General features: G+C 43.3%; 13 protein-coding genes. 10 read left to right on the top strand and 3 right to left on the bottom strand.

Features of this window, described 5'->3' with window-relative positions:
- The first annotated feature begins 507 nt into the window (after window positions 1-507).
- From QA601_02990 to QA601_02960, 7 genes are all read left to right on the top strand, one after another.
- Window positions 508-3,048, top strand: coding sequence for a cobalamin-dependent protein (locus QA601_02990; protein ID MDG5814029.1), 2,541 nt, complete (start codon window positions 508-510; stop codon window positions 3,046-3,048).
- Window positions 3,049-3,575: 527 nt separating this feature from the next.
- Entirely contained in the window at window positions 3,576-5,609 is a 2,034-nt protein-coding gene (locus tag QA601_02985) for a cellulase family glycosylhydrolase (protein MDG5814028.1), read from the top strand.
- A gap of 579 nt (window positions 5,610-6,188) precedes the next feature.
- Entirely contained in the window at window positions 6,189-7,595 is a 1,407-nt protein-coding gene (locus QA601_02980) for a TolC family protein (GenBank protein MDG5814027.1), read from the top strand.
- A 10-nt stretch (window positions 7,596-7,605) separates the two neighbouring features.
- Window positions 7,606-8,631 (top strand): efflux RND transporter periplasmic adaptor subunit, encoded by a 1,026-nt coding sequence (locus QA601_02975; GenBank protein MDG5814026.1) that lies wholly within the window; start codon window positions 7,606-7,608, stop codon window positions 8,629-8,631.
- A 10-nt stretch (window positions 8,632-8,641) separates the two neighbouring features.
- Window positions 8,642-11,749, top strand: coding sequence for an efflux RND transporter permease subunit (locus QA601_02970; protein MDG5814025.1), 3,108 nt, complete (start codon window positions 8,642-8,644; stop codon window positions 11,747-11,749).
- A gap of 166 nt (window positions 11,750-11,915) precedes the next feature.
- Window positions 11,916-12,584, top strand: coding sequence for a TetR/AcrR family transcriptional regulator (locus QA601_02965; GenBank protein ID MDG5814024.1), 669 nt, complete (start codon window positions 11,916-11,918; stop codon window positions 12,582-12,584).
- A 259-nt stretch (window positions 12,585-12,843) separates the two neighbouring features.
- Window positions 12,844-13,788 (top strand): DUF6263 family protein, encoded by a 945-nt coding sequence (locus QA601_02960; GenBank protein ID MDG5814023.1) that lies wholly within the window; start codon window positions 12,844-12,846, stop codon window positions 13,786-13,788.
- Window positions 13,789-14,422: 634 nt separating this feature from the next.
- Here QA601_02960 and QA601_02955 read toward each other — a convergent pair.
- Both QA601_02955 and QA601_02950 read right to left on the bottom strand, forming a co-directional pair.
- Window positions 14,423-15,673: a DEAD/DEAH box helicase gene (locus QA601_02955; protein ID MDG5814022.1), complete on the bottom strand. Its 1,251-nt coding sequence runs from the start codon at window positions 15,671-15,673 to the stop codon at window positions 14,423-14,425.
- Window positions 15,674-16,190: 517 nt separating this feature from the next.
- Complete coding sequence (locus tag QA601_02950; protein ID MDG5814021.1) at window positions 16,191-16,352, bottom strand: hypothetical protein; 162 nt, start codon at window positions 16,350-16,352, stop codon at window positions 16,191-16,193.
- Window positions 16,353-17,183: 831 nt separating this feature from the next.
- On the opposite strand from QA601_02950, the gene QA601_02945 reads away from it, so the two are divergent.
- The 3 genes from QA601_02945 (at window position 17,184) to QA601_02935 (ending at window position 21,412) form a co-directional block, all read left to right on the top strand.
- On the top strand, window positions 17,184-19,148 hold the full coding sequence (locus tag QA601_02945; protein MDG5814020.1) for a carbohydrate binding domain-containing protein: 1,965 nt from the start codon (window positions 17,184-17,186) through the stop codon (window positions 19,146-19,148).
- Between the two features lie 163 nt (window positions 19,149-19,311).
- Window positions 19,312-20,208, top strand: coding sequence for a TIGR02147 family protein (locus QA601_02940; GenBank protein ID MDG5814019.1), 897 nt, complete (start codon window positions 19,312-19,314; stop codon window positions 20,206-20,208).
- Complete coding sequence (locus QA601_02935; protein MDG5814018.1) at window positions 20,192-21,412, top strand: hypothetical protein; 1,221 nt, start codon at window positions 20,192-20,194, stop codon at window positions 21,410-21,412. The genes QA601_02940 and QA601_02935 overlap by 17 nt, the downstream gene beginning before the upstream one ends.
- A 215-nt stretch (window positions 21,413-21,627) precedes the next feature.
- Here QA601_02935 and QA601_02930 read toward each other — a convergent pair whose 3' ends face one another.
- The gene (locus tag QA601_02930) at window positions 21,628-22,608 is read right to left on the bottom strand and encodes a hypothetical protein (GenBank protein MDG5814017.1); all 981 of its coding nucleotides are present in this window, start codon (window positions 22,606-22,608) and stop codon (window positions 21,628-21,630) included.
- Between the last annotated feature and the right edge of the window lie 211 nt (window positions 22,609-22,819).

The raw sequence follows: 22,819 nt of genomic DNA, 5'->3' as shown, positions 1-22,819 counted from the left end.
CCAGTTAGGGTCGACATACTTAGGAGCTCGTTTCGAATCTTGAAACAAGTGAAATACGCAATCTCTATTGGTCTACACAAACACCAAAAATATAACAGTTATCTATTTCCTATATAGGTAATGTAACACATATGTTAAAAAAACTATGTTAGTGCGTGTCGTTCTCCCTGTGGCAGAAGGGTGGCCAACGGCACGGATGAGGTCTTAAGAGATAACAGCAAGACGGTGTGATGGAGCTCAAAAAATCCTGATTCCCGAATTCCACATCCACCAACTTTTCATAGAGGTAGCCCTTACAGGGACGAGAGAAAAATCTTTAACCTTCTTACCCAATCATCAAAACACCTGGTTTCCACACCAGAACCATGTTCTTATGTAAGCAGAGAGAACAACAGAATACGATCATTTCAATAATAATTTAGTTACAATTGCAATTATCAAAAATGTAATTATAGTAAGTATACATGCTGGTATCTGAATCTCAAATTATACAGAAAAGAGGGAAGAATGAAAGTAGCTCTTATTGGACCTGAGCTGGAAGAAAATCTTGCTCTCAGATATATTCACTCATCATTGAGCAAAGCAAATCACCACTGCCGCATATTTGACTTTCATTCAGCTGATCAGACCGGTAGTATTATAGATAAAGTGCTTTTATTCTGGCCTGAGCTTGTGGGTCTTTCGATGGTGTTTACTGCAAGAGCGCGGGAGTATATGGAGCTTTGCAATAAATTACGTCTTTGCGGCTACAATGGACATATCACCGCGGGTGGGCATTTCGCCTCATTTCACGCTCAACAGCTGTTAAATTCATTTATATCATTGGATACAATCATACACGGCGAGGGAGAAATACCTATTCTTGAGCTTGCATCTAATTTAGAAAACGTTTCAAAGGTTTCAAATGTCAGTTATCGGAACAAGGAGGGCTCTGTCTGTCGTACCAGTGGTTGCCCAAACATTACGGATCTGGATTCTCTTGAACCACCAACCCGAACACCTCCTTTCCAAACCTACCTGACCTTGCCAATTGCAAATATACTTGGCAGCAGAGGGTGCTATGCACACTGTAATTTTTGTTCAATCTCGGCATGGCATAAAGAGAATGGCGGAGAACGGTTCAGGGCAAGATCTGCCCGGGCTGTTGGGGAAGAGATGGCATCTCTGTATCATGACCACGGGGTGAGAATATTTAATTTTCATGATGATAACTTTTTTCTCCCCTCAGAAAAAGACAACTTAGAACGGTTCAGTACGCTGAGAAAGTATTTAGATAGTTACAATATGGGCAAGATTGCCATACAGGTTAAAGCCCGACCCGATAGCATCAGCAGACCAGTAGTTACAGCACTTAAAAAACTAGGGCTTTTCAGAGTTTTTCTTGGAATCGAAAACAATGCTGTAGGTGGACTCAAAGCACTTGGAAGGAACTGTACTCTTGAACGAAACTACCGTGCTCTTGAAATACTCGAGAATAATGATATTCACACGACATTTAACCTATTGATTTTTGAACCTGAAATGACTCCCGGCGATCTTGCCGAAAATATCTCTCTGTTCAATACTCATCCCCACTATCCGGTTAATTTTGGAAGAGTTGAGGTATATAGTGGAACCCCTCTGGAGAAACAATTACGTGCACAAAATAGGTTACTTGGTGATTACTTCGGGTATAACTATTCTATTAGTGATGAAAGAATGCAGCGAGCGTACGAAATCTTTCGTAAAGTTTTTACCGGAAGAAATTTTGATGTGAATGGATTGAACTTTCTTTGCATGCAACTTGATTACTACTACCACCTTTTAAAACACTTTTACCCACAAAAGGTTACCCCTGGTATTAAGACTGCAAGCCGATCACTTATAAGCGATCTAAACCATAATAGCGCAAAGCTACTTGGTTCCATTCTCAATTTTGTTACCGAAAATCCCAATGCAAACAGTGTCAAGGTTAAGCAATTAGGCGACGATTTGCTTCTTTGGCGTGAAAAGTATGATCAGGATGCAAAAGACAAATTTAGAAATCTCATTGATGAGATTAAATCGGCTGCATCAAATACTCAGCAGCAAAAGCGTATCTCTGCTGCCGGGAAAGCGGCGAAGGCTGCCGCTGCAGCACTATTGCTGGTTACAACCATAAATTGTAATAATCCGGTTGATAAAGACTGGCATACAAATGAAATGATTGCCAATCCGCTTGATGATCCCCATTTTGACTGGGATACCACATCTCCGGTTCAGCAATTTCAGGCTGACAGAGTCAGGTCCCGAATACTTTCGATATACAGACAGGACCTCTACTCTTTACTGAAAGAACATGAATTCATCGACAAGGAAGTGCATCTGGATGTGTTGCTTGATACCGCGGGCACAGTGATATCGTATCGCATAGCTTTGGAAGATGAAGCAGACTCACTATTTGCGGCAGAACTTGGAGAACTTGTGTCAAAATGGCACTTTTCTAATGTTGATAGATTTGGTAAGTGCTCGGTTAACTTAAAAATGATTACTCTGCAATATCCCAGAAATGCGATAAAAGAGTTCCATATGTTTGAAATTATTGCAGAACCGCATGATTACTACTTGGATAAAAATCCTGCAGAGCCCTTCACCGTATCGTTTCATGATACTGTATGGAATCAGTCACTGTGGGAAAATTTCCATGAGCATCCTCAAATAGTAAAAGATGAATTACTGAGACAATTAGACAGTATCTATGTAGAAAATATAGATAACATTGTAAAGGAACATATACGCAATTCTACAATGGATATTACTATCGATATGATTCTCGATATAAATGGCCGGGTAACCATGTTTCGCATCAAAAGTGAACATGAAGACTACAACGAACAACTGAAAGGACTGCTCAATCGTGAGATAGCATCCTGGGTTTTTCCAAACATTTATGTTCAAACTGGCACGAAAATTTTAATGAGAAGAGCTGGTAAGGTAAGCATCCGGATTAACGATCTAAGTTCAGAGCAACTAATAAGCGAGATTATTACGACAGATGATAAGCAAAGCGGAAAGGGTGATACTCTTTAAATTGGGCATTTAACATTTATCATCTTCTACTTTCTCGAATGAAATCAACGAATATCCCGCACTTTCAGCGCATATATGAAAAAGATCAAAACCAAAATCCGTTCTCCCTTCTTCCCGCGATCATAGCCCAAGGGTCCCCCCAAAGGGATCCCCTCACGCTTTCACCATTGACGCCCGGGGGTGACCCAGTCTATCGCCTTTAGCCCCATAAAAATCTCTTTTTTTTCATTCTCATTAATAATGGTGATATCGCCTTTAAACCAAATCTCAAATTCAATGATTGGTAGGCAAAAAGAATTGTTTGGCCTTTGGTCAGTGCCGGGACACCCACCCCAAAAATACAAATACCTTAGACATCCATGACCACAAAAGACAATAGTTATAGGAACAAAAACCTCCCCCAAAGCACTCATTACCACCATTTTGCCTTATATTGAGTTAACAGGACGTTTAATACTATTCAAAGCTCTGTATAAATGAACACTGCTAATACGATGCTAAACTATAACTATCTAAAGGAGTTTTTCATGAGATCATTTAAGGGGTTAAGAGCCATTTATCTGATAATTTTGGTAGCTCTCACCGTGAACATCGCCAATTCCCAGTCTCTTCCCACAGCCAACGAAATCGCCGATGAAATGGGCCTGGGGTGGAACCTTGGAAACACCATGGAAGCCATTGGAGGACCAACAAATTGGGGAAATCCTCTGCCAACACAACAGCTTATGGATTCGGTGAAAGCCGCAGGGTTCGGAACGGTTCGTATCCCTGCAGCGTGGGATATCTATGCGGACCAAAACACCCTCGAGATCGACCCCGACTGGATGGCCCACGTTAAAGAGGTGGTGGATTACTGTATCGATATAGATCTGTATGTTGTACTCAATATTCACTGGGACGGGGGATGGCTGGAGCATAACGTCTGGCCGCAATACCAGGATGAGGTAAACCGCAAACAGGCCGACTACTGGGGACAGATCGCCACAGTCTTTCGCGACTACGATGAACGCCTGCTCTTTGCCAGTACCAATGAACCCGCAATCAATGATCAATATGGTACGTACTTCGGTCAGGAGCGCATGGACGTTCTTAACTCCTATCACCAGACTTTCATTGATACGGTTCGTTCCACAGGCGGCAATAACGCTTCGCGGACGCTCATTGTGCAGGGACCAAGAACCGATATCGAGCTAACCTATGAGGTAATGACTACCATGCCCACCGATCACATAGAAGATCGGCTCATGGCAGAAATTCATTTCTATCCCTACCAGTTCACTCTCATGACAGAGGACCAGGACTGGGGAAATGTGTTCTATTACTGGGGCCAGGATAACCACTCCACCACCGATACAGAGCGGAATTCTACGTGGGGAGAAGAGGCGTTTGTGGATTCTGTATTTGACCTTATGAAAAGTCGGTTTGTGGACAACGATATCCCCGTGATTCTGGGTGAATTTGGCGCAATGAAACGAATGCACCTTACCGGAGATGTACTGAGCAGACATATTCAATCCAGACGCACCTATTATGAATACGTAGTAGCTGCTGCAAAACAAAGAGGTATCATTCCATTTCCATGGGACACCGGGTACCAGGGAAACAATACCTTCACAATTTTTGATCGTCATACCGGGGAGATTTTTGACCTGGGTTTGCTCAATGCGATCCGCTCAGGATGGGGAATGGAAAAGCTTGAAGGTGATACATCTCTGGTCCAGCCACCAGATGAGTCACAGGCACTAAAGATCCTCGTATCCGAAAAAGACTTCACCTGGGGGCAGGTTGAACTGGATGTGTTGAGGCAGGATATGACCTCCTATGAATCAATCACCGTTCGTGCTTATGTAAATGGTGAAACAGACTATGTATCCGAAGGCACCACAAATTATGGCTGGTTATCCCTGAACCTGGTTACTATGTCACCAGTAGATGACGAGTGGATCTGGAGAGAAGCATCTCTTGGTGATTTAACTTTTAATGAATGGGAGAACTACACTGTTCCTATCTCAGATGATGAAGAGGAGGAGGGTGCTTTGGTTCCGGCTGTTGCTGATAATGTAACTTCTTTTGCTTTGCAGACATACTCCGAAGGGTATCGCGGAACGATCTATGTGGACTGGATTGTGTTTAATGGAAAGGATGGAACCGCCGATACCGTTTATAACTTTGAGATGCTCGTTCCCGGAGGAGGCGGTGGTAACGTGGAAGCAGTAACCACCATACCAACAGACGAAGTAGAAAATGATGATGAGTGGAAAACTGCCACCACAACAATTTATGAACCCACTTCTGCTCAGACCCGTAGTCCTCAGGTTCGCCCGGGCACTCTCCGCACGGCAATGTCCAACGGGTTTGTACGTGCCAATTGGGTTGCTCAGAGTTCGGGGCCCGCACAGGTATCGCTGAAAAACCTGCAGGGTAGAACCATCTTTTCTCGCTCCTTTGACGCCACAGCTGGAACGAATACCCTAACTATTCCGGCAAACTATAGTGGGATGCTGATCGTTGAGATTAATCAGGGAAACAAGAGACTGATCAATAGAGTGATCTCTTACTAAAACGAATAGTTGGTTTAGGATATTTTTTGTGGAAAAAGAGCTTTGCTTCGGCAGGGCTCTTTTTTTATGGTTAAAGCGTGTGAGTTTTTTTTAGAGATTTGGCCACGAAAAGGACGAAAGGGTAGGAAAAAGGGAGAGGGGAGAAGAGGCCACGAAAAAAAACAGAAAAAACACGAAAGGGCAGGAAAAAGAAGGAGTTAGGAATTTTGTCCCGTTGGTTATTGGAGAGAGTTGGCCACGAGGACACGAAAAAAATAGGAGATCATGAATTATGTCCTGTTGGATATTGGGGAGAATAGGGCACGAAAAGATCACGAAAACCGCAACCCCATGTATTGATACCCGCCGCAAAAAGAGGTGGAGGGAATTGAGATAGCTACGCCCTTGTAGTAACAACCAATCGACTTGCGTAGCAACGTACCATCGATCAGTGCTCACCACTTTTTTTCCTATTAACTACGCACCGCACGAACGCCCCATAGAATTTTGGTCACATAAGTGACTTCAGAGTCAATAAAAAAGCTTTGTAGTCGTATTGGTAGCTAAACAGAATACCTGATTAGTCCAAAAGGGGGTACAATGACCAGAAAAAGGAGTGGTTTCAGTATTATTCTGATTCTCACGGGTGTGCTGAATGTGGCTGCCATGAGTCGTGAGGAGATGATGGAGCATGCGTTCAGGCACTCGGAGAAGCTGGAGCAGGTTGAGCTTGAGCGTTTAAAAGTGGAGAGCTTACGTAAAGAGTACACGGCAAAAGGGTTTCCGGAGATTAATGCCGATCTTAACTATCTTTACCAGCCCCGTGCCTACAGTCCATTTGATTTTGGACCTTTTCCCTCGGTTTCTGAGATGATGGATCCCACCGAGCCTGGCTTTGGTAATTCTGCCCGCCTGGCCGGTACAATGGATCAGCTCTTTTCATCTCTTGACCTTAGTCCCCGCAAACAGGCATTCAAATGGGAAGTTAATGCGGTTCAGCCCATCTTCGCTCAGGGAAAGATTTTCACCGGGGTACAGTTGGCGGGACTGTACGGACAACTCATTTCACACCAACGTGAGCAGGTCCAGTTTGACCTTGCCGAGCAGGTTAGTCATACCTACTTTTTGGCCCTTGTAGCCGAAGAAAATGTTCGTATCAGAGAGGGAGCGTTAGAACTTGCAGAAGAGGCTCACGCTATAGCTGTTCGTAGGTTTGATGTGGGACAGGGCAACCAACTGGATACCCTAAACAGCAGATATACGCTTCAACAGGAGATCTATCAGCTTCAGGAAGCCAGAAAAAACCGCCGTCTTGCAAACCACAAACTCCTTACAACCATATCCCTTGAAATGGACCCCGATTCACTTGTTCTTTCGGACACACTTTCACGGCCCCCGCTTTCGATGACGTTTGCTCAGGCTCGTGAGCAGATGCTTCAAAACAACAGTATTCTAAAGACGCTAAGAAAGGGTAAACAGATCCAGGAAAAACAAACAGCGCTCACGCGAACCGATTACTTTCCGACAGTTTACGCCGGAATGTCTTTGGGACAGACCAGTCAGCATGATGAGATCAGGGACATGGATCTTTCACGTGACTCCTGGGATGTTAAATTTTTCACCGGAATCAATGTTCCAATATGGAACGGCGGGCAACGCAGACACCGTATGACCCAGGCTGTTAAAGAGGAGTTACAGGTTGCCAGTCAGATTAAGGAAGCAGAAGATCTTTTAACCCTGAAACTATCGGCGGCATTTGAAGAGTATCAGCTTGCGCTTGAGAATCTGGCAGCGACCAATGAACTGCTTACACTTGCGCGGCGCGGTCTTTCGGTAGCAGAAAGAGCTTTTACTGTTGGTCAAACAACACAGCTTGAATTAAATCAAAATCAGCAAAACTATAATATGAGCCGACTTGCCTACACCGATGCACTCCACCAGTTAACCAGCGCATATACTACCATACAAAAGCTCATCGGTAACCCTCAATTGATTTTAAACCAGTAAGGAGTTAAATGTGAAAAAAGCAGCTATCTTTTCGGTCTGTTTTGCGTCTCTCTTTGTAGGATGCACCAGGGAACATGAGCAGGCAGCACTTACCATAGAAGAGATTCAGGCCAAACAGGGGATTCCCGTAAAGGTTAGTACACCGGAAGTTAAAAATCTCTTTTCTGTGGAAAAAGCAGGTGGGACAGTAGAGGGGATTCGTCAGACTTACTTATCGACCGCCGCACCGGGAACGATAAATAGAATACCTGTTTCGGTGGGAAGCCAGGTGCCCCGTGGAGGTTTGGTAGCAACAATGGAATTTGACGAAGGAGCACCGCTTACGGTAGCACAAAGTGCATACGTTTACGCATCCGAAAGCTTAAATCGTATTGAGGAGCTTTTTGAAGAAGGGGCTGTTTCTCAGGGCGAAGTTGAGAAGGTGCGGGCACAATATGAGCAGGCACGTCATAGAAAGGGCCAGGCGACCGTTGCTCAATTCATAAGAGCCCCTTTTGCGGGAACGGTAGTAGAGATCCTGGAATCCCAGGGAACAAAAGCAGATGTAAAGACACCGGTTGTTCTTCTTGCGGACCTTTCTGAGGTGTTGATCGATTTGCGGGTACATGACAGGGCTATCCATCGATACCAAAAAGGACAGCGGGCATATATTGTCACAGAAGCAGATACATTGTGGGGTACAGTGGAGCGTACATCCTTGAGCGCTCATCCATTGACTCATGGTTTTAAGGTTACAGTACGTTTTCCAAATGATAAGCGGATTCTTCGCCCGGGCATGTACAGACAGGTTTTCACTGTTACCGAAGAGCGAAGCGAAGTGCTTAGCATACCAGTGGAATCGCTTAGAAGAGATGGGGATGAGTGGTATGTGTATACGGTCACAAACGGAATCACAGAGAAACGAGCGGTTGTTCCGGGTATCTCATCCGGTGGTATGATAGAAATCGTTTCGGGACTTTCTGAAGATGAGGCTGTGGTAGTACGTGGTACATCAAAAATTAACCATAATCAAAAAGTAAATATTATAAATACCTGATGGAGGAGAGATGAACTTACCGGGAATAAGTATCCGAAGACCTCTTGCAGTGATAATGGTGATACTCGCCTTCACTATGTTTGGGGTTGTTTCGTGGAATAAACTGCCATTAGACAGTCTTCCTGATATGGACCTTCCATTTATAACTGTACAGCTCATCTACCCGGGCGCAGGTCCCGAAGAGGTTGAAGCTTCCGTTATAAGGCCCATAGAAGATCAGGTCAGTGTAATAGCCGGGATAAATAATATCACAGCCTATTGTATGGAAAACGGTGGGTTTATGTTGCTGGAGTTTTTAGATCATATCGATCCCGATATCGCTTCTATAGAAGTAAAGGACAGGATCGATCAGATAATTGGAGACCTGCCGGCTGATCTTAATAATCCGATTATTGCAAAATATGACCCTAATGACAGACCGGTTTTTACCCTGGCAGTACGTGGAGAAATGGACCCTGCTGAGCTTCGGCACTATGTTGATAACACACTGGTGGAGGAGTTTAGTCGTGTACCGGGTGTCGCTAATGTCGATGTGATTGGGGGAAGGGAACGTGAGATTCATGTAAACTTAAACGAGGAAGCATTAGCCGCTCATGGGCTTTCGGTATTTCAGATTGTTCCTTTTCTTTCGAGCCAGAATGTAACAATTCCGGGTGGTTTTGTAACCGGTGATGCCCGGGAATTTTCGGTGAAGATGGATGGGGAGTTTACTTCACTGGAGCAAATCAGAAATCTGAAGATACCTGTACACAAACAGTTCGGTTCTGCTCAGGCAAGCTATAATGTTGTCCTTGGTGAAGAGTTGGCGCAGGTAACGGATAGTTATAAAGATGTGCGCAATAAAGCCCGCTTTAATGGGCAGGAGTGTGTGCAAATTCTTATCAATAAGAGCAGTGATGCCAATATTGTGCAAACTGTGGATGAGATACGTAAAAACGTCGCACGCCTGGAAAAAACGGTACCTCAGGGAATCTATTTGGATGTGGTTCAGAGTCGGTCAACATTTATCGAAAATACCATTCAGGATACCTATGCCAATATTGTGCTGGGAATTATTCTTACCGCTCTTATTCTTCTGCTTTTTCTGGGAGATCTGCGTCTGACTTTTATCGCAGCATTAACCATTCCCCTTTCGCTGATCGTTTCGATGATCGGCCTTGATATACTTGGTATATCACTTAATATAGTTACTATGATGTCACTTACCGCATCGATAGGAATACTTGTAACAAATGCGATAATAGTTATAGAAAATATCGTTCGCCATCGCGACTCAGGTGAGCCCATTAAAAAAGCCGCAGAGATTGGAACCAATGAAATTGCGACCGCGGTTTTAGCCTCAACACTAACCAACCTGGCGGTTTTTATCCCTATAGCATCAACAACGGGTATCACCGAAAGTGTGTTCAAGACCCTGGGGATGACCATCGTTTTTGCTTCAGTCGCGTCGCTACTGCTATCCTTTACTCTTGTTCCTTTGATGGCTTCACGCCTGCTTAAGCAAAACAGCAAAAATTCGAGCACGCATGCAAATACCCGATTGTTCGATAAAATTATGCATTGGTTAGAGCACCAGTATGAAAAGGCCATTACCCTGGTGTTTAACCTACGTGGTGGAAAATTAATGGTGGTAAGCGCAACCGTAGGCCTGCTTCTTTTTTCTGTTTTTGTAATTGGCCCACGGCTTGGAAGAGAGTTTATGCCCGCGATGGACAACGGATTTTTCCAGGTAAACATTGAAATGCCACCGGGAACCCCTTTGAATGTAACTGAACAGGTCGTAGAGGAGGTTGAAGAAATTCTTCAGGAAACACCCCATCTGATCGCGGTTTCGTCGGTTATTGGGGGAAGTGCTACTCAATCGGGAGTTCAGTACGCGACTGTTCAGGTTGAGGTAATTCCGGAAAACCAGCGTACTGTTTCTGTCATCGATATCGTTTCACAGATGCGTCCACGTTTTGCTCATATTCCTGATGCTCATATTTTACTTGAGGGTCGTACTGAGCGAATTAGCGCGGGTGATATAACTATAGAGTTGAGCGCGACTAATCTGGACACCCTTATTGCTTTTAAGGAAAACACACTCAAACTTCTCGATGAAATTGATGGGCTAACCGACTTTAATACTTCCTGGAGAGGGCTAAAGCCGGAAATACTGATTACTCCCGACAGGGAAAAAATGGAACACTTTGGATTGTCTCCAAACATTGCACAATCGGCAACGATTCAGATGATTGGGGGTATGTTACGTTTTAGTATTACCGGAAATGATGAAGCTATCTACCGGGAGAACGGTGAAGAGTTTCCTATCAGGGTGCGGTTAGATGAACGGCACAGAAAAAAGCCTGAGGATATAGCCTCGCTTCTGGTGCCTACACCAAGAGGTATGGTTCAATTGAATGAGTTGGCAAAGGTGGAGGAGGTGCGATCCATATCCGCTCTTACCAGGAAAAACCGATCGCTTATGATTGACATTACCTGCAATGTCACCGATGGAACACCGGGCCACAAGATCAATGAGATTGACGAGCTTTTAAGTGGGGCTTATATTCCGGCTGGTGCTTACTATCATTTTGGTGGAAACGAAGATCTCAGAGAAGAAACCAATGAGCAGCTTTCATTCGCGGCAGTACTTGCTGTTGCCTTAACGCTTATGCTCTTGATTGCTATACTTGAATCGGTGCTTCGGGGAATCGTAATCTTTCTTACTATTCCTCTGGGATTAATCGGGGTCATTTGGTTTCTGTTTATAACAGGCAATACCCTGTCAATAATTTCAAGTATATCGGTAATTATGTTAATTGGAATCGTGGTAAATAATGCTATTATTCTTATAGACTATGCTCAGTCAGAGAATAAGAAAAGCTCTGCGACTCCGCAAAACGCAATTGTCACAGCCGCAAAGGTGAAAATGAAAGCTATTCTTATGGCAAATCTTGCTATTATAGTTTCTATGATTCCAATAGCTTTGGGTATTGGCTCTGGCGGTAGTTTCAGGGCACCTTTTGCAATCACTGCAATTGGAGGTATCTTTGTCTCAACAATTCTAACCTTTTTTCTTATCCCCATTTTTTATGTTTGGACAAGCCCTAAGAAAGATAAGTTACAGGAAGCGTAAATTATTGAAGAGTGTATCTGATACACTCTTCATTTACTCTCTTTGTCAAAGCATGATTAGGTCACTGGCTAAGCACATCATTGCACTAACTCTGAATATTTATTATAATAGGTACAATTAAGAGCATCTGATCAGTTTAAACTATAGAAAAGTAAGGAAGTACTGTATGGAACGCAGAAAGAAACGCATTTCCATGCTTCGGGATATAAAACACAATCTTATACTTGATGCAGCGCTGACGGTTTTCTCCGATAAGGGCTTTCATCCCACCCGCCTTGAAGATATTGCCAAAGAAGCTGGTTTCTCCAAAGCTGCACTATATAACTATTACAGTGATAAAGAAAATATCTTTTTCGCTCTGGCGTTGCGTGAGCATGTAAAGGTTCGTGAACGATTCGTAAGTGATCCATCAAGTTCCATCTCAAATGAAAACAGTTTCAGCACTAATCTAAAACACTATATCGAAACGATTCTGGATACGTTTCATTCCAATTTCAGTTTTTTAGTTACTCTTGATGAATTACAGTTTTCCTCTGTTTTTAATGTTCAGGAACCTGGCTCAAAACTTGATTCAATCAAATGTGAACTCTTTAACGAAAGAAAAAAAATCCGTAAATACATAACCGATTCAGTAGAGTGGGCGAGAAAAGCAAAGGTAATTGATACCCCCCTATCCACAGACCGAATCGCCTCATGCATCGAGGGGCTCATTTTTAGTATCTTCCGAGAATGGAGACGCACTCAACAGATCGGTGATATCGAAAAGACGGTGGAAGAGTTGGTTTTATTTGGCCTAAAGGGTTGTAATCTTATCCATACAGAAGATGGAGAATAGAACCGTTCTCTGTCTTCGCTTTTCTATGTCTTTGATTTCTAAACAGATAGCTACTATTCCAGTGCCTGACCTTTAGACCTGCCTTATTAATCCTACACGGGATCATGTATTTGTGTTGTGAAATGCTGATTTTTCAAACGATTCCCTTTTGGCTCAATAGATGAGAGTTTGGGAGTTCTTTGATTGTTTTTTCCTTTACGACAATCTATATTAGATGGAATTAATTAGAAAAATTGTTCTTAAATCAGAAGGAAATCATATGAAAAAGGCTGTTTTTGCACTTCCTCTGTTAGTACTGCTTGTTTTTAGAACCAATGCTGATCAGATAGATATTTCTCTGCGCCTTAATAAAGGGGACTCATATAAGGTAAAAGTTGTGTCCACATCAAATATCGAACAAAGTATTGAGGGGCAAACATTTGACGTAGAAAGTGAAATGGTTACCATCGCGACTCAGACTGTAGATTCTGTATTTGATGACGGTACCTATCTAATTTCAATGAAATACGATTCTTTGCATGAAGAAACCAAATCCACTAGTATGCCTTACCTTAACGAATTTGGAGAGGATGCAGCCTCAGAAATGATAAATGAGGTATTAGTAGGAAAAAAATTCTACTTTCGCCTCACTCCCAAGTGGAAAATTGTAGATATTAGTGGTGTTGATGAAATTATGCAAGGTGTAATTGGTGCGGTTTTAGATCAGGAGGAGTATAAGGATCAAGCTTTGGAATTGTACCCTGTTATAGAGGAGTTTCTCTCTCAGATCGTTTCAGAAGAAGCACTGGTTGAAATGTTTCAACATGTTTCGGGAGCATTTCCCGATGAACCGGTAGCTGTTGGCTCGAAATGGGACCAGAGCGTATCTCTGAACCTTGGTATGGCAGCTATGGATGTAGTTACGCACTATTCGCTCGAGGAGATTAGTGCGGAAAGAATTGTTTTAGATTTTAAAAGCAGGGTATCTAAGTCCGACGATATACCGACTATCAACCTGGGACCTGCAGAGATGAAGCTCTCCATGGAGGGGGAACAGAATGGTAAGATGGTACTGGACCCTGTCACCTTTTGGCCTGTAAAAACTACATTGGAACAGGATTTGGCTGGTGATGCAGAGATGGTCATTCCCGGAATGGAAGGGACTGGAGGGATGAAGATTCCAATGAGTACGAAGACAAAAACGATAATGACGACGGTGGAGTGAAGCCGGTGGGCGCATCGCCATCTCTGTGTCGAGTCTTTCAAATTTGCCGTTATCGGTTTTAAAGTCGATTGTGCTCTCTGTGAGGAGACCCTTAAGACGCTTGGAATCCTTCTCAATATAGATTGAAAGAAGGATCGTAAAATTCAAAATAGTCGCCTTCAGTTACAAGAACCAGAACCCGTGCACCATATTTTCACCCTGCGATACTTCAATAAAGTCCAGAGCGTCTTTTATCTTTGAAGGCGGAAAAGATCGAGCTCTCTGGATCTGTCTCACTTGTAGATTGGTTTGTAGTATCATCATCGGCTTCAGTGAGGGGCCTTGTAAAGATTTTAAGTGTTTATGTATGAATAAGCTGTAATCAAACAGGTCGAACCAGCGCATCATTTTAAAAAGCAGCGATTTGCGATGCTCAAAAATTCAGATAACACGTTCATATTAGATCTACCTGAACTTCTATATCGCAGTATCTACTGATACAAAAAGATCGGAGTGGCTGAATGTAAGACTGCTGGCTGGTGATCACGAGGGGGAAAAAGAAAAAATGCGGACCCCAAAAAATTAAACGGTAATTGTCGGGAAGAATCGATCGGTCCGCGGGATCGATACCTTGTGTAAACTACTGTGCCGAGAATCAGTTTTCCTGTTTTTGAAAAGCCCTACGTTTGCGAAAGGGTCGGTTAGATCTTCCGGACGGTGATTTAAAGTTCTTCTTCCCATATGGTTTCTGCTGGTTCGAAAAAGATCTCAAAGGAGCAGGTGGACAAGTTTTCCGTTCTCTATCAAGGCCCCCCGAAGGAGAGCTTTTTGAACTGGCGGCAACACCACTTTTTTTTAGAACACTACCTGTATTACCCCGAGGGATCGCGCGATGGATAAGACGGTCGATCGCAGCTAAATATCCCTTTTCCATTTGAGAACAGAAGCTTATTGCAAACCCCGATGCCCCGGCGCGTGCGGTTCTACCGATTCGGTGAACATAGGTCTCTGCTACTTCCGGAATGTCGTAATTGAAAACGTGGCTTACTTCAAAGACATCGATACCTCTTGCCGCGATATCGGTAGCTACAAGCACTCTGACTGAGCCTCTCTGAAAAGCTCCAAGCGCTTCCTGTCTTTGATTCTGCGATTTGTTTCCATGAATAGCAGCCGAGGAGATACCCGCCCTGAGCAAATTTTCACACACTTTATTCGCACCGTGTTTGGTACGGGTAAAAACAATGGCACGGGTGATATCTTTGTTAGCAAGAAGATTTGTAAGGAGTTTCTGTTTTTCATTTCTCTCGGCACTGTAAACGATCTGATCGATTATTTCAACCGGTGTAGATGCCGGAGTTACTTCAACGCGTTGAGGATTTTTAAGAATATTGGAAGCAAGTCCTGCGATATTCCGTGGCATAGTCGCAGAAAAGAACAGGTTTTGACGCTTTGAAGGAAGCAGCGCAACGATTTTGCGGATATCATGAATAAAGCCCATGTCAAGCATGCGGTCTGCTTCATCAAGAACAAAAGCGCTAAGATTCTTAAGTGTAAGAGCGCCTTGTGAGAGCAGATCCAACAAGCGCCCTGGTGTCGCGACCAGAATATCTACACCCCTGGCCATTGCCTTCTTCTGAGCTCCGCCGCTGACACCTCCAAAGATACAGGTTGAACGCAGATTAAGATGCGCGCCGTAGGAAATAAAACTCTTTTCAACCTGAACTGCAAGTTCGCGTGTAGGAACAAGCACAAGTGCACGTGTTGAGCCTGGCTTTCTGCCAAATTTGTTTGCTGCCAGCCGATGAAGAATCGGTAGCGCAAATGCGGCTGTTTTACCTGTTCCGGTCTGGGCAATACCCAGAAGGTCTTTTCCTTTTACAACGGCCGGTATTGCCTGACTCTGGATGGATGTGGGTGTCTGGTAGCCTTCACGGGCAACAGCCTGAAGAATGGAGGGGTGCAGAGGTAATTCATTAAAACGAATAGTAGACTCCTTGGTCTAAAGAAAATTAATTTAAACTGAATTTGTGTTCAGCTAAGCATTGCAATCGAGGGCAGGTACGGATACGGAGCAGATCGATTGGTTTTTGAAGTATCATGCAAAATATATGATTGTATGGGGGATAAGCTAATATTCCTCATCTGGGTGTTGTTTTATTTTGATAGAATGGGTGCAGATGCATGGAAAAAATAGTCTGTTTCCCAATTGGCACCAGAAATGCTCTCTTTTGTTACCATTCAAGGAACATTAGCAACAGGGAGCTCATAAGTTGAAGGGAATTTTCTTGCAGTAGTATTGAAGTTACTGTCGTTTTTGTTGGATTTCTAACCCTCAGTGCGACAGTTCATATTCTTAGTACTCTATCGGCAAAATCCACGATGCCCCCCGAAAAAACGCGTCAAAGAGGATGTTGCCCCCGAATTCATTCGTGGTTAACAATGATATTATCTACCAGAATAATTATTTCATACAAATTATTTTTATACAAACTATACAGCACCTCGAAATTATCTCCAAGGTTTTCCCTGAGTTCATCAGCTCCTTCGGAATTATTTTCAAGTATAAGTTCGTAATAGGTAAACATGGTGTTAAATTGATCCCGGTTTCTCCTCGGGCATCGAATCGAAAATATCACTGATTAAAAGAGTTATTTTATAAGGAACCTTGTACCGTTCGCATACCAGTCTGAAATCATAATATCCGATCTTAACTGGCCCCTTAAGCATTTAATCTTTAATGTTACCTACCGCAGTTCTTAGTAATAACTCTTCAGTATCGATGAATATGTCGGAATGAATTCCGTCGAGTTCTACTGTGCCTTCAAAGCACTTCGCAATCCCCCAATTTCACTCATTAAACATGTGGTTATCAGAAAGTGATCTCAAAGGGAAAATTGTTGCGCATTTCTGTATGGGTCTTTCCTTTAGTGCATTACATGTCTTAAAAAACCTGGCTTTTTGCAGAAAAAAAATAACCTGATTGGAAATCTGAATCATTTGCTTGATGCATAAGAGAAAACCCTGAACACAGAAACTTCATAGTCTTTGCTCTTTAACTGCATAATAAAATACTGACAGGTAAAGTGCTAAGAAAAACCTCGCGGTAGGACCGCGATAGGCGGGACGGAGGGAAAAGGGCGTAACTTTAGTTAGCCCTTTTGACAAAGCTACGCCGGCGCAGTCTTCTGCGACCAGTAGCTTTGGCCGAGGAGGTACGACGAGCCCGCAGGAGAGCCGCCGCGTCTTCGCGGATCGCCAGCCCTCAGTTTGAGAGCATCTGAAAGTCGGGATGTAGCTGCTCTATGTACTAAATATAGGACGGAAATTTCTCAAAAGGGCTTAAAATCATATCAATAAGTGAGTGGTTTTTGTAGATTACACAAAAATAGCATTTTATATTTAAAACACAGGAGGATATGATGAGGCCGAGCCTTAAGGGAACGCTTCTGTTCTGTTTCGCTTTATTCTTTATTTTTATAACACAATCATTTTCCGATGATCGTGATCTGCCCGGTTTTCGGGTTGTAGGAAGACATCTCTATGACAGGTGTGGTGAAAAGGTAATCCTTATCGGGGTAAATGAGATGTTTGTTTGGGCGTCGGGAAATGAGAATGGGGCCAGTATTTATCCTGAAATCGAGAAAACCGGTGCAAATGTTGTTCGTATCGTATGGACGACAAGCGGCGCGGTTTCAACACTGGATGCCAACATTCGCAATTGCGTTGCTCATAATATGATACCCATGCCGGAACTGCACGATGCCACCGGGCGTCTTGAAGATGTCCCCGCTATGGTAGACTGGTGGGTACGTCCTGAGGTGGTTAACACTCTGAATCAACATGAGGAATACCTGCTTATAAACATCGCTAATGAGGCAGGTAATCACAATGTCTCAAATGCAGATTTTCTTAGTACGTACAAAACCGCTATAACCAGGATGCGTGATGCCGGTTACCGGGTGCCCCTTATTATAGATGCTCCGGGATGGGGACAGAATATCACAGTTCTTCATAATACATGGCAGGAATTGCTCGATCACGATCCGCTTAAAAATATTATGTTTTCTGTACATACGTGGTGGATAGACCCCAACGATGGAGCCAGTGCGCGCGTAACAAGGGAGCTGCAGAAAGCTGCTGATGATGGCATGCCACTGCATATCGGGGAGTTTGCGCCTATGGGGGTGAACTGCAGTCGCCACTTTGATTACCGCCACCTGTTGGCAGAATGCCGTCGACTTGATATCGGTCATCTGGCATGGTCCTGGGGATGGGTAGCAAATGGGGATTGTGCTGAGATGGGAATGACCACCGATGGAATATACGGTAACTGGCGTGATACCCCCAATGATGGGATGTGGGGACAGGTGGTTGTCGAGAGTGATACTAACAGCATACAGAACACAGCAGTCAGGCCATTGTCAATGCTAAACGGCTCCTGTTCCGGAGATGGAGTAAGGCTTGAAGTTAAAGTGGAGGGAGAGGGCATTGTTTTAAGGAACCCAACATCCACTTTTGTTGATCACGGGACAGTGATAGGTTTAAAAGCATTGCCTTCAGACCGTTATGTTTTTCAGGGGTGGAGTGGTGATATGGAGTCCACAAATGATTCTATCACCCTGACAATGGACGACAATATATCGGTAACTGCGACTTTTATTCCTGATCCTGATGCCCCGATGCTGGTAAACGGCGATTTTTTGGCTGGTAACGAGGGTTGGTCATGGTATGTTCACGCTGAAGATGGTGCATCTGCATCACTTTCCACAGATACTGGTAAAGCTGTGGTTTCCATCGCCGATGGAGGAACTGATGTGTGGCATGTGCAAATGACTCAGCGAGGTATTTTTCTGGAGGAAGGCAAAGACTACACCATCTCATTTGATGCAATGGCTGGCGAAGAGAGGGACATGCTACTGGCATTAAAATACAATGGTACACCCTGGACGGAATATTTTTCCCAGGATATCACACTTTCCACATCTATGCAGAGATACACCTATACATTCACCATGGGCAATGAAACAGACACTGATTCGAGATTAGAGTTCAATATGGGTACTGGTGGCTCTACTATTTCAATAGATAATGTCGAACTCCGCCAGGCAGCTTCATCAAATATAACAAAAGAGAGATTAAATTACTCAGCAACACCCAAAATGAAAGTTGTGAATAATAATGTTGAATATTTTTCACGAAGTGCTTCCCCATGGACTATCAATGCTTTTGATATGCGTGGAAGGCTAGTTGCCTCAAACAGTGGAGCAGGCAATGCAATCAGCCTGACTCTATCACCTCTAAGGGGGAGGCATTTACTGCTGATCACTTTTACACAGGACGGCAGCACTGTTACAAACAGACTTACTTTTTGGACCAGGTGAATTTAAATAGGGCTATGATGATTGTCAGCCGTCATCGGGTTGACAATCTATCGTACCTTGGCATTTCATTTCCGCGGCACCCTGCACTGAATTCACCTTTAAAAAGTTGTGTTTGTGGGATATAATGGTACCAAAGAAAAAATCGTGATTTTAAGAGGAAAAGATGACCCCGGAAGAAAAGAAACGTTTAGCTTCAGAAAAAAGGAATACAAAAAGACCTGTAGATATTCCCTGCGTATTCGAATATACCGATTTCAGGAAGTATCTTCGGGACTGGTTATCGAGTAAAAAGAAACATAATCCGATCTACTCATTCAGATACATGGCTCAGAAGACCGGATTTAAGTCTACCGGGCATCTTTGTCTCATTCTTAATGGAGAAGTAAAGCTGTCACTGAGCTATATGGAGGGTTTTATCTCTTTTCTGGGTCTTAATCGAAGAGAGAGGGAGTATTTTCAGACTCTTGTATTGTATTGTCAGGCGAAGGGGCATGAAGATAAAGGTAAATTTCTCGAAAAACTTGTGTCATTTAAAGAATTTAGATGCAGGGTGATTGATAGCCAAAGCTATGAATTCTGCGAACGATGGTATTACAGTACGATTCGGGAAATAATAGCGATTCAGCCGTTCAAAGGCGATTACAGAGATCTGGCCCGCAAAGTTGTGCCATCGGTTACTCCCGAAGAAGCTAAAAGAGCTGTACAGGTACTTGAGAAGCTTAAAATGATAAAAAGAGATGAACGGGGAGTATACGCTCGAACAGATCCCCTTATCAGTACCGGCACTGAAATGCCTACTGAGGCACTTAGTAAATATGTTGAAAGTACCTTTGACCTTGCACGGGATGCTCTGCACAACGTTCCACGGGAAGAGCGGACCATCTCCTGGGCCACAGTTTCTATTTCAGAAAAAAATTACGAACTGATCCGGGATGAACTAAGGGCATTCAGGCGAAAAATTCTGGAGCTGGCTAAAAACGACAATGACCCTGACCGTGTGTACCATTTTCAGTTTAATGCCTTTCCTATGTCAAAGAGGATTGATGATGTATCGGTTTAAATGGCTGTTCTGTTTATTATCTGTTTTGTTGGTTTGCACAATAAGTTTCTGTACCAGTCCAGTTTCTGGTGGAGGAGGGTTTGAAGGTGAGGCCCGTATTATATGTCAGGTACAATACTCTGATGGCAGTGTGGCATCAGATGCTGTTGTCAAAATTATTGATAACAGCCAATGGTTGGAAAAAATAAAAAGAGGAGAGAGTGTCGTTATCGATTCAACGAGAACCGATCAAAACGGGCACTTTTTTGTTACCGACATTCCTGCTCACGGTTTTAATGTAATAATCTCTTCCGACAAAGAGCAACTCATGATTTTTGGGGCTGATACAGTCTTTGCCGACAGTGCCAGGGAATACTTTAAAGTATTAAAGGCACATGCCTCTCTCAGAGGAAATATCGAAAGTGAACAGGTTGAGAAGGTTTATGTGTACGGCACAGACCTCTGGGGGGCTGTTGATGATCAGTCCTCTTTTGAAATCGATCGTGTGCCTGAAGGCCTGTTTCCGCTCTTTATCAAAGAGTCCTCTTCACCGGGACTGTCCTCTTATTCATTTTTAAGGACTGTAGAGCTTACAGCCGGTTCAAATTATATACTCGAAACTGAGACTAACAGAGGAGGGATCCTTGTCGATGATTTTGAATTATCTGAACAGCAGACTCAACTGGGAACCGTAAATGGTGGAACAACATGGTACAGTTTTTATGATTCAAGAGATTTTGGCGGGAACACAACAATGGAAATCTCGGTCGTCCCTGATGACGTATCAAACAGTATGAAATTGTCAACCACATTAAGATCCGGCTTTGAGTATCCTTATGCGGGTGTCGGATTGTTTCTTTCAAATATGAGACAGTACGTTGATTTTAGCGGTTTTGAAAAGATCGAGTTTGATGCGAGAGGGTCAGGAACCTTGAGGGTTTCTCTTAAAACGGCATCCGGAGTTTTCAGTGATTCGGTGCTTGCCTATGGGTGGGTAGTTGAGACCGGTTCAGAGTGGCAGAGACATAGTCTTGATTTGAATTCCATTTCAACATTTCATGTCTGGGGAGAGTATCAGCCCTGGGATGTGTATTCCTTGTATGTTAAAATGTTGGAATTTGAAATCAGTGATCATCATAATGAGATAGATGCTCCTATAGAAATTTTTCTGGATAATATCTACGTATTTGGAGTTCCTTTGGAGAATTTTTCAACTCAAAAGTAATCATTAAAGGTGGGTAATCTCATCTGTGTACTTAATTTAGGTTGGAAGGATTTTTACGGATATGTACTTGTTGTAAGCGTTTTGGAACACAGCCCTTTTAGATCTCGAAGTGAAATGGGAACGCTCCAGAGTCTTCTGGAAACGCCCCAAAAATCATTCCTATCGAATGCAATTATATTCGCCGTTGTAGTTCCCTAAAAAAGAAATAGCATTTGTTATGACATCGTACTTTCCATGGAATCTAAAAACTCAGAGATGAACAGCAACTCATCAACCTTTTCGAATTTAATATCGACTAGTTTAGCTATAGTTTCGAAACAGTCGGCGAGGGGTGAATCTTCCCTCAGTAAAATAAATCCGGGTTTTGAACCACGCGCCAGGAATGCTTGAACGATTTTTTCGCATGACTCCTGTAAGTAGTCCTGAAAAGGCTGAAAAAGCCCGTATTCGTTTGCAATATTCTGCGGATCGATCCCAAGTAGCATAAGTCCATAATGAGGAGGTGCGGGGTCCTCTATGACTGCGGGCAAGTGAACGAGATCAATCATCTCATTTAATCCGCTTGCAGGCAAACTGAGCAAGCGCTTAATAGTACTATCATCCAAATGAATTTCAGGAATATCTTCCTTTGTGGCATAGCCGATGTTAACTATGCGGGATATCCATGATGAATCTTCTTTGCATCGCACAACCATCTCACCCGGAGCAAGAGTGCGGATCTGCTCGACAGCCATCTCACCTTCTTCATAGAGCTCAAGGATCTGTTGCAGACAATCACATAGCGCTTCTATTTCGGTTTCAGTCAGAAAGTATGGATAATAATGGGGCCTGTAGCTGCGTATAAGTGGCCATTCTCCACCCCGAAATGTCAGCATTAGGTTTTTTGTTATCTTCAGGTCTTTTTTATCCATATAATCACGTGTACAAAGATTGATTGCGAGCATATCGAGTTCAAACATGAGATTCCTATCCATCGGGCCCTCTGGGTCATGGTCCAGCATTTTTTCAAAATTGCGCATTCCCTGCGCCCCACGGAAGGCATTTATGCCGAACTCCTCTCCGCCATTTCCCATAACCGAGCACAGATACATGATGCCATCAGCCGGGCTTTGAACAAAAAACACATCTTCACTCTCAAACAACTCCCACGGTTCTGCCTGGACAAACTTCTGTATTAAAGAGTACAATTTTTCCATGAAGGGGAGTAAACTGGTGCTGTTTGATATTTTTTCATTAAAATAGCCCTTTTCAATTTAGTATTCTATCTTTTCATGCCTATAGATCTTTTTACGCCAGGTATGAGGCGAGGGTAAAAAGAGCAGCTGTTGTAATCTATTAAATATAGATGAATCCTGATTTTTATGACACTAGTTAGGCGTGATTTTTCCATTTGAATGGGCATTGTAA

The organism is Chitinispirillales bacterium ANBcel5 (assembly GCA_029688955.1).
Classification (GTDB): Bacteria; Fibrobacterota; Chitinivibrionia; order Chitinivibrionales; family Chitinispirillaceae; genus Cellulosispirillum; species Cellulosispirillum alkaliphilum.
Note: the sequence above shows the minus strand (reverse complement) of the source record. Positions and strands in the feature narration are given on the sequence as shown.

Coding starts and splice junctions, on each gene's coding strand:
- QA601_02990 (MDG5814029.1), top strand. CDS start 508: ATGAAAGTAGCTCTTATTGGACCTGAGCTGGAAGAAAATCTTGCTCTC.
- QA601_02985 (MDG5814028.1), top strand. CDS start 3,576: ATGAGATCATTTAAGGGGTTAAGAGCCATTTATCTGATAATTTTGGTA.
- QA601_02980 (MDG5814027.1), top strand. CDS start 6,189: ATGACCAGAAAAAGGAGTGGTTTCAGTATTATTCTGATTCTCACGGGT.
- QA601_02970 (MDG5814025.1), top strand. CDS start 8,642: ATGAACTTACCGGGAATAAGTATCCGAAGACCTCTTGCAGTGATAATG.
- QA601_02965 (MDG5814024.1), top strand. CDS start 11,916: ATGGAACGCAGAAAGAAACGCATTTCCATGCTTCGGGATATAAAACAC.
- QA601_02960 (MDG5814023.1), top strand. CDS start 12,844: ATGAAAAAGGCTGTTTTTGCACTTCCTCTGTTAGTACTGCTTGTTTTT.
- QA601_02950 (MDG5814021.1), bottom strand. CDS start 16,352: ATGTTTACCTATTACGAACTTATACTTGAAAATAATTCCGAAGGAGCT.
- QA601_02945 (MDG5814020.1), top strand. CDS start 17,184: ATGATGAGGCCGAGCCTTAAGGGAACGCTTCTGTTCTGTTTCGCTTTA.
- QA601_02940 (MDG5814019.1), top strand. CDS start 19,312: ATGACCCCGGAAGAAAAGAAACGTTTAGCTTCAGAAAAAAGGAATACA.
- QA601_02935 (MDG5814018.1), top strand. CDS start 20,192: ATGATGTATCGGTTTAAATGGCTGTTCTGTTTATTATCTGTTTTGTTG.
- QA601_02930 (MDG5814017.1), bottom strand. CDS start 22,608: ATGGAAAAATTGTACTCTTTAATACAGAAGTTTGTCCAGGCAGAACCG.